Genomic DNA, 6,775 nt, shown 5'->3' with positions numbered 1-6,775 from the left:
GCAGTGATGGAGCCGCCAGAGCGGGGGCCAGTGTTTTTCATGTCGGCTACGGTGGAGCTGAGGCCCTCGAAATAGCTCTCTTCCAGGGGTAAGCGCCAAATCTTCTCGCCCGAGAGGTTGGCTGCCTGCTGCAGCTCCTGGGCCAGCTTCTCGTCGGGGGTGAAGAGGCCGGCGATTTCCTCTCCTAGGGCAATGACGCAGGCGCCGGTCAAGGTCGCTAGGTCAACAATGGCGTCCACCCCTAGTTTCTCGGCAAACACCAGGGCATCAGCCAGGGTGAGACGGCCCTCGGCATCGGTGTTGTTGACCTCGATGGTCTTGCCGTTGGAAGCGGTGAGGATGTCTCCCGGGTGCAGGGCCCGACCGCTAATCATGTTTTCCGTGGCGGCGACGATAAAGTGCACCTCTACCCGCGGCTTGAGGGCAGCTAGCGCACGGGCCGCTCCCAAGACGGCTGCCGCCCCGCCCATGTCGGTTTTCATCATGGCAATGCTGCGGGAGTCGGTTTTGATGTTGAGGCCGCCGGAGTCGAAGGTGAGGCCCTTGCCCACCAGGGCCAACTTGGCAACGGGATCCCCTTCTTTGGGCTTGTAGGTGAGGTGGATGAACTGAGGCGGCAGATCCGAGGCTTGGGCCACGCCTAGGAAAGCCCCCATGCCTAGGGCTTTGCACTCTTCCCGCCCCAGGATCTCCACCTCTAGGCCGTAGTCTTGGGCCAGTTGCCGGGCAGTGTCAGCCAGGGCAGGAGGCGTGACGACGTTGGCGGGAGCAGCCACCAGTTCGCGGGCTAGGATTGTCCCGGCAGCCATCTCGGTGGCCCGCTGAAGGGCGTTCTCACAGTCTTGGCGGGCCTGGGCCAGTCCCGGCACCAAGAGCGTGACTTCTTCAACGGCAAAGCCGCGCTCTTCGTCGGGCTTGGGGGGAGATTTGAAGCGGTTATCCTGGTGGGCCACCAGGAGGCTGGCTTCAACCACCGCCTGCACTGCTCGCCCCTGATCCAAGCCAGTTTCCGGCAAAGACAGCACTACCTGCTTGGCTTTAAGGCTGTGGGCCTGGCGCAGGCCGTTGGCAGTAGCCCGTCGCAGTCCTTCCAGGGTTAGTGCCGCCGGATCTCCCAGCCCCACCAGCACCAGCTTGCGGATAGGCCCTGGCAGGCGTAGGGCGAGGCTGCTGTTGGGCTTGCCTTGAAACTTCTGTTCCTGAGCCGCTTCCGCCACCAGCCCCGACCATACCTTCTCGTCCAGGGAAGCGATCTCAGCAGGCAGCGAGAAGGTGCCGTTTTCGCCGCTGGGGGCAAAGCAGTAGACCAGGGCACATTCGGCCTGCGTTAGAGGCGGCTCGCCAAGACGAAGCTGCATGGGAAACCTTTGGCCAAGCTAGGGACAGCAGACTCTCAGTGTAGCCAATTCTGCCACTTCTGGGCCAGGGGATATGGGCCTTTCCAGTCAATAGCCTTTAATCAGAAAGGGAGAGACCCAAGGTATGGTCTGGCGGCGTTCCATCCTTCAGCTTGGGGTTATTGCCTGCGCAATGCTCCTTGCCCTGGCGGTAGGGGGGGTGGGATCCCTGGCTCAGGCGCAGAGACCCCTGGAAGAGCTGCCGCAGCCGGTTCGCCTCAAGCTGCCCCCAGGCCTAGCCCGCTACGCCTACGACAAGTCGGCGGGAGACTACTTCGAAGAGATCGAGCCGCTGCTGCCAGGCGGAGCTTATGCCCAGTGGGCCTTCTACCCCATCCCCGTCTACATCCAGGGGGATCACCCCCAGTGGAAAGCCTTTGTGGAGCAGGCGGTGAAGGAGTGGTCGGCCTATATCCCGCTCAAGGTGGTGGCCAAAGAGGAAGAGGCCTCCTACGGGATGAGCATCTACCGCGTTCCTCCCATTGGCGAGGGAATAGCGGGGGCAGCCCGCCCAGAGTTTTTCTTCGCCGCCGATGGTTCGCTGCAGCAGCGGGTGCGCATTGTTATCGTCGAAGGCCAGGGGCTGGCAGAAGTTACGGCAGTGGCTCGGCACGAGATTGGCCATGGGCTAGGGCTGTGGGGCCATAGTCCCAACCCGCGGGATCTGATGTACGGCGGCCACCACGCCGAGGCTACTGGCAATCGCCGCCTGCTGCGGGTGCCCACCATCACCAAACGGGATCTCAACACCCTGAAGCGGGTTTACGAGCAGCCTACCCTCATGGGCCAGGTCTTCCCGGAAAGCTACCGCCGCCTCTTTGGCCAGGTCTGGGGGGAAAGGCCGTTTCAGAGGGCTTTTGGGGTTGCCGGCAGCTAGAGGCGTAGGAGTTGCCATACCCCCTTTAGTGCCATTGCTAGGAGAAAAAAGAGCAACTGGGTGGCAACAATGCTGGGTCCGGAGGGCAGATTAAAGGCTGCCGAAAGGAGGATCCCCAGCACGGCGCTCAAGCCTCCCAAGGCCATGGCCAGCAGCACATAGGTTGTAAAGCTGGATCCCAAAAGCCGCGCCGTCGAGGCGGGGATGACCACAAAGGCGCTCACCAACAGCACCCCCACCGAGCGGATCGACAGCGCCACCACCAAAGCCAGCAGCACCACAAAGGCTAGCCGCTGCCAGCCCACTTCCACCCCTCGCGCCCGCGCCAGCGACTCGTCCAGGGTAAGCAGCATCTGAGCAGGCAAGGTCAGGGCGATGTACCCCAGGGCCAGCAACAGGAGCAGGCCGCTCATCCACAAAGCTGGCAGGCCAATGCCCAAGATATCCCCGAAGAGCAGTTGGTTGAGGTTGCCGCGGTAGCCAGGGATCAAGCTCAAGCCGAGGATGGCTAGGGCCAGGGAGGAAGAGTAGATGATGTTCAGCACCGTATCCGGCGAAAGCTGGGTGCGTTCCAGGATAAAGGTCACGCCCAGGGCAAACACCACCCCAAACCCCATCAGCACCGCCGTAGGATTCAGCCCCAGGGCTACTCCCGCGACAATACCCAAGAGTGCCGAATGCCCCAGGGCATCGCTAAAAAACGCCAACTGCCGAAAGATGACAAAACTGCCCAGCAGTCCCCCCGTCACCCCTGTGAGGACCCCGCCTAGGAGGGCCCGCTGCATGAAGGGCAACTGCAGCAATTCCACCACCCGCGCCCAGGTCTCCGGCATTTCCCCTCCTCAGTGATGGTGGATGTAGCGGGCAAACTCGGGGCTGTAGACGCAGCTCAGCATCTCTGGGGCCAAGGCCACCTCGGGGGATCCCTGGCAGATCAGGGAGCGATTGAGGCACAACACGCGGTCGCAATGGCGGGACACCATTTCCAGGTCGTGGGAGACTTGTAGGATGGTCCAGCCCAGGGATCGGCGCAGCTCTTCCAACATCCGATAGAACTCCCCTTCGCTGGGGCTATCCAAGCCGGCGGGGGCCTCGTCCAGCACCAGCAGCCGCCGCGGCCAGACTAGGCAATAGGCCAACAGCACCCGCTTCAGCTCGCCGCCGCTTAGTTGACCCAGGAGTTTAGAGGCCAGGTGTAGAGCCTCGGCCCGTTGCAGGGCTTTCTGGACGGCTTCCTGCCGAGCAGCTTGCTGCTGCCAGGGCCAGCGAGGTTTGAGGGATCCCCAGCCCAGGGCAACAAACTCCGCCACGGTCAGGGGAATGGCGGGGTTGAACTGCAACCGCTGGGGCACGTAGGCAATCTGCTGCCGCACTTTCTGGGGCAAGTACCCCGACAGGCGCAGCGGCTCTCCCAGAATGCAAATCGAGCCACACTGCCGCGGCAGGATGCCCAGGATGGCCTGCACCAACGTGCTCTTGCCGGCACCATTGGGGCCGACAATGGCGGTATGGGATCCCGCCTCCAGCGCAAACGACACATTCTGCACGGCCAACTGGGATCCCCGATAGACCGTCAGCCCCTCCACCCAAAGGACAACTTCGCCCAAGTGGGAGGTCATCGCCCCCTCGCCAGCAGGTGTTCGAGGGCAGCTTGGCCCACCACGGGCAACTGCAGGGGAACCCAGGCCTTTTCCTTCTCAAAGGCGGAGACCAGGTTCTCCACGTTTTGCCGCATGACGGTTAGGTAGTACTCCGGCTCCAGACCCTCTGGGCCAGCCGTTTCGATGGGATCGAAAACGCGAACTTGGATCCCTAGGTCTCTGGCCAAAACCTCAAAGGGGTTGTTACTCCCCAGCTGCGGTTCCACCAGGATCGTCTTCAGGCCGGATGCCCGCACCGTCTCCATCACCCGCCGCACATCTTCGGGGGAGGGGCTGGCTTCAGGGATCTCCACCAAAAACTCAGCCTTGAGGTTGTAGCGCTCGGCAAAGTAGGGGGCAAAGTTGTGGAAGACCACAAACTTTTTCCCTGCAAAGGGGGCTAGGCGCCGCTCAATTTCCTCGTCCAAAGCCTTGAGCTTCTCGATAAAGGCAGCCGCGTTGGTGCGGTAAATCTCTGCCCCCTCGGGATCTGCAGCCATGAGACCGTCGCGGATGTTTTCCACTTGCCGGATGGCCCGCCGCGGATCCAGCCAGATGTGGGGGTTTAACTCGCCGTGGCTGTGCTCATGAGGGTGACTGTGGGAATGCCCATGGCCGTGGCCATGCTTTGGCTCCTCCGTCTGCAGAGTCGGGATCCCTTGGCTGCTGTCAATAAGGCGCAGCTTGGGGTTTCCAGCGTTGGCGAGCAATCCCTCCAAAAAGGTCTCCATTCCCAACCCATTGATCACCAGCACATCTGCCTGGGCTAGCAGACGCGCGTCTTCGGGCCGAGCCTGAAAGCTGTGGGTCCCCATCTGAGGGGGAAGGAGTGGCGTGACTTCTGCCCGATCCCCCGCCACGGCGCGGGTAAATTGCGTCATCGGCAGGATGGTGGTCACCACCTTCGGGGGGTCGGATCCCTGCTGGGCCTGGGGCTCTTCCCGGCGTGTCTGTGAGCAGCCCAGGATCCCAACTGAGAGAGCGGCCACCAGCAAGACCAGCGACCGCACAGGTTGAGCCAAACGCGGAGAGTTAGTCCTATTGGTCATGGGCCCCAACACCTCACGAGACAACAGAGGCGGCAGCGTCGGAAGCGCCTAACTGCTGGAAAGTCAAGGCCCGCTGCTGGAGCAGGGCAAACATGCTCACCAGGCCGTTGCTGCGGGAAGGGCTAAGGCTGAAGTTAAGACCCATCTCCCGCACGAAATTCAGGGAAACCCCCAAAATTTCCTCCGGCGCTAGGCCACTTAGCCCCTCCACCAGAATGGCCACCAAGCCCTTGACCAACTGGGCATCGGCATCTCCCTGGATGTAGACCTTGCCGTCCCTCAATTCGGTGGCCAGCCACACCCGCGAGGCGCAACCCCGCACCAGATTCTCCTCCGTCCGCTGCGACTCGGGGAAAGGGGGCAGGCGCTTGGCATAGGCCAAGAGCAACTCGTACTTCTGACGAGGGGTTTTGGCCTTTTGAAAGCGACCCACAATCTGCCGCAGAGCTTCGGGCATCAACCCACTGGCTGAATGAGAATGATAATCAAAATCGTAGCACGCTGCCTCAGAGCCTGCCGACGCTGTCAGGGGCAGCCTAGGTCAGCCAGCGCTTGGCGGGTATCCTAGACCTTGCTACCGCACCGAGCGATAGCCGCCTTTTACTCCCCTCGGGGAGAGGACCAGTTGCCAGAGCTGGCTAGCCCGGGCCTTGAAGCTGCCGGCGCTCATTAGCAGGTAAAGCCGCCACATGCGGCGGAAGCGCTCATCGTAGCGGTCGGCTAATTTTGGCCATGCCCGCTCAAAATTGGCGTGCCAAGCTTTTAGGGTGGCCACGTAGTTGATGCCAAAGTTGTGCCAGTCTTCCAACACGAACAGGCCCTCGAAGGCCGCGGTTATTTGACGAGGCGAGGGCAGCATCGAGTTGGGAAAAATGTAGCGCTCAATCCAGGGATCCCGCCCCTGGTAGGCCACGTTGCTGCCGATGGTGTGCAGAAGAAACAAGCCATTGTCGTTCAACAAGCGGCGGGCTACCTGCATAAACGTTCGGTAGTTTCGGTAGCCAACATGTTCAAACATGCCGACAGAAAGGATGCGATCAAACTTTCCCTGGGTCTGGCGATAGTCTTCTAACCGAATCTCCACCGGCAGGCCGCGGCAGCGTTCGCTGGCCAGTTTGGCTTGCTCTTTGGAAACAGTAATCCCCACAACCTGCACCCCGTAGCGTTCGGCCAGGTACTGGGCTGTGCCGCCCCAGCCACAGCCGATGTCGAGCACGCGCATGCCGGGCTGCAGATCCAGCTTGCGGGCAATGAGATCCAGCTTGGCTTCCTGGGCCTCGTCCAGGGTCTGCGCCCCCCCATCCCAGTAGGCACAGCTATAGATCATGCGGCGATCCAGCATGGCTTCGTAGAGGTCGTTGCCGAGGTCGTAGTGGCGCTGGCCAACCACAAATGCCCCCTTGCCCCGCTGGCGGTTGACAAAGTAACTGTCCAAAGCCACTAGAGGCTGAATTAGCCAACCCACCCGCTGCGGCACCTGGGCCGTCAGGAGACGACAAACCAGCTCGTCAATAGCCTCGCAATCCCACCAGCCCTCCATGTAGGCCTCGCCAAAGCCCAGGGATCCATAGAGCAGGCAGCGCAGGTAGAGCCGCTCGTCGTGAACTTGAATATCCCAGGGCTGTGAGCCGTTGAGGGTTATACCGGCAGCATCCAGAACTCGAAGCGCATACTGACGCGCCAGCCAGCGCAAGCTGTTGAGTCCTTTCCCCATCCCTAGGGATCCCTCACTGCAGGGAAACTGACTCAACAAATACACCCCAAGGTGGCAAGGGATCCAACAAGTTGTTTCCAATTTCTAGGGATCCCCCC

Annotated in this window: 7 protein-coding genes; 1 reads left to right on the top strand and 6 read right to left on the bottom strand. The window is 61.5% G+C overall.

Going from position 1 to position 6,775, the window contains the following annotated elements; genetic code table 11:
* A partial coding sequence (locus NW804_RS10225; RefSeq protein ID WP_414423477.1) for a leucyl aminopeptidase occupies nt 1–1,358 on the bottom strand: 1,358 nt, incomplete at its 3' end.
* Between the two features lie 124 nt (nt 1,359–1,482).
* Here NW804_RS10225 and NW804_RS10220 point away from each other — a divergent pair.
* Entirely contained in the window at nt 1,483–2,274 is a 792-nt protein-coding gene (locus NW804_RS10220) for a hypothetical protein (RefSeq protein WP_414423476.1), read from the top strand.
* On the opposite strand, the gene NW804_RS10215 is transcribed toward NW804_RS10220, so the two are convergent.
* From NW804_RS10215 to cfa, 5 genes are all read right to left on the bottom strand, one after another.
* A complete protein-coding gene (locus NW804_RS10215) occupies nt 2,271–3,107 on the bottom strand; it encodes a metal ABC transporter permease (protein WP_414423475.1) in 837 nt (278 codons plus the stop codon). The genes NW804_RS10220 and NW804_RS10215 overlap by 4 nt on opposite strands.
* Nucleotides 3,108–3,116: 9 nt before the next feature.
* Complete coding sequence (locus NW804_RS10210) at nt 3,117–3,893, bottom strand: metal ABC transporter ATP-binding protein (RefSeq protein ID WP_414423474.1); 777 nt, start codon at nt 3,891–3,893, stop codon at nt 3,117–3,119.
* Nucleotides 3,890–4,963 carry a metal ABC transporter solute-binding protein, Zn/Mn family gene (locus NW804_RS10205; protein WP_414423473.1) on the bottom strand — a complete coding sequence of 358 codons (1,074 nt, stop codon included), beginning with the start codon at nt 4,961–4,963 and terminating at the stop codon, nt 3,890–3,892. Before NW804_RS10205 ends, NW804_RS10210 begins: the two co-directional genes overlap by 4 nt.
* A 13-nt stretch (nt 4,964–4,976) precedes the next feature.
* A complete protein-coding gene (locus NW804_RS10200) occupies nt 4,977–5,420 on the bottom strand; it encodes a SufE family protein (protein ID WP_414411002.1) in 444 nt (147 codons plus the stop codon).
* 117 nt (nt 5,421–5,537) lie between these two features.
* Nucleotides 5,538–6,713 carry a cyclopropane fatty acyl phospholipid synthase gene (cfa, locus tag NW804_RS10195; RefSeq protein ID WP_414423472.1) on the bottom strand — a complete coding sequence of 392 codons (1,176 nt, stop codon included), beginning with the start codon at nt 6,711–6,713 and terminating at the stop codon, nt 5,538–5,540.
* Nucleotides 6,714–6,775 lie beyond the last annotated feature (62 nt).

It is taken from the genome of Synechococcus sp. WC10meta (genome assembly GCF_047461475.1).
Note: the sequence above shows the minus strand (reverse complement) of the source record. Positions and strands in the feature narration are given on the sequence as shown.

Excerpts from the sequence above, each read along its gene's own strand:
- NW804_RS10220 (WP_414423476.1), top strand. The coding sequence starts at position 1,483 with ATGGTCTGGCGGCGTTCCATCCTTCAGCTTGGGGTTATTGCCTGCGCA.
- NW804_RS10205 (WP_414423473.1), bottom strand. The coding sequence starts at position 4,963 with ATGACCAATAGGACTAACTCTCCGCGTTTGGCTCAACCTGTGCGGTCG.
- NW804_RS10200 (WP_414411002.1), bottom strand. The coding sequence starts at position 5,420 with ATGCCCGAAGCTCTGCGGCAGATTGTGGGTCGCTTTCAAAAGGCCAAA.
- NW804_RS10215 (WP_414423475.1), bottom strand. The coding sequence starts at position 3,107 with ATGCCGGAGACCTGGGCGCGGGTGGTGGAATTGCTGCAGTTGCCCTTC.
- NW804_RS10210 (WP_414423474.1), bottom strand. The coding sequence starts at position 3,893 with ATGACCTCCCACTTGGGCGAAGTTGTCCTTTGGGTGGAGGGGCTGACG.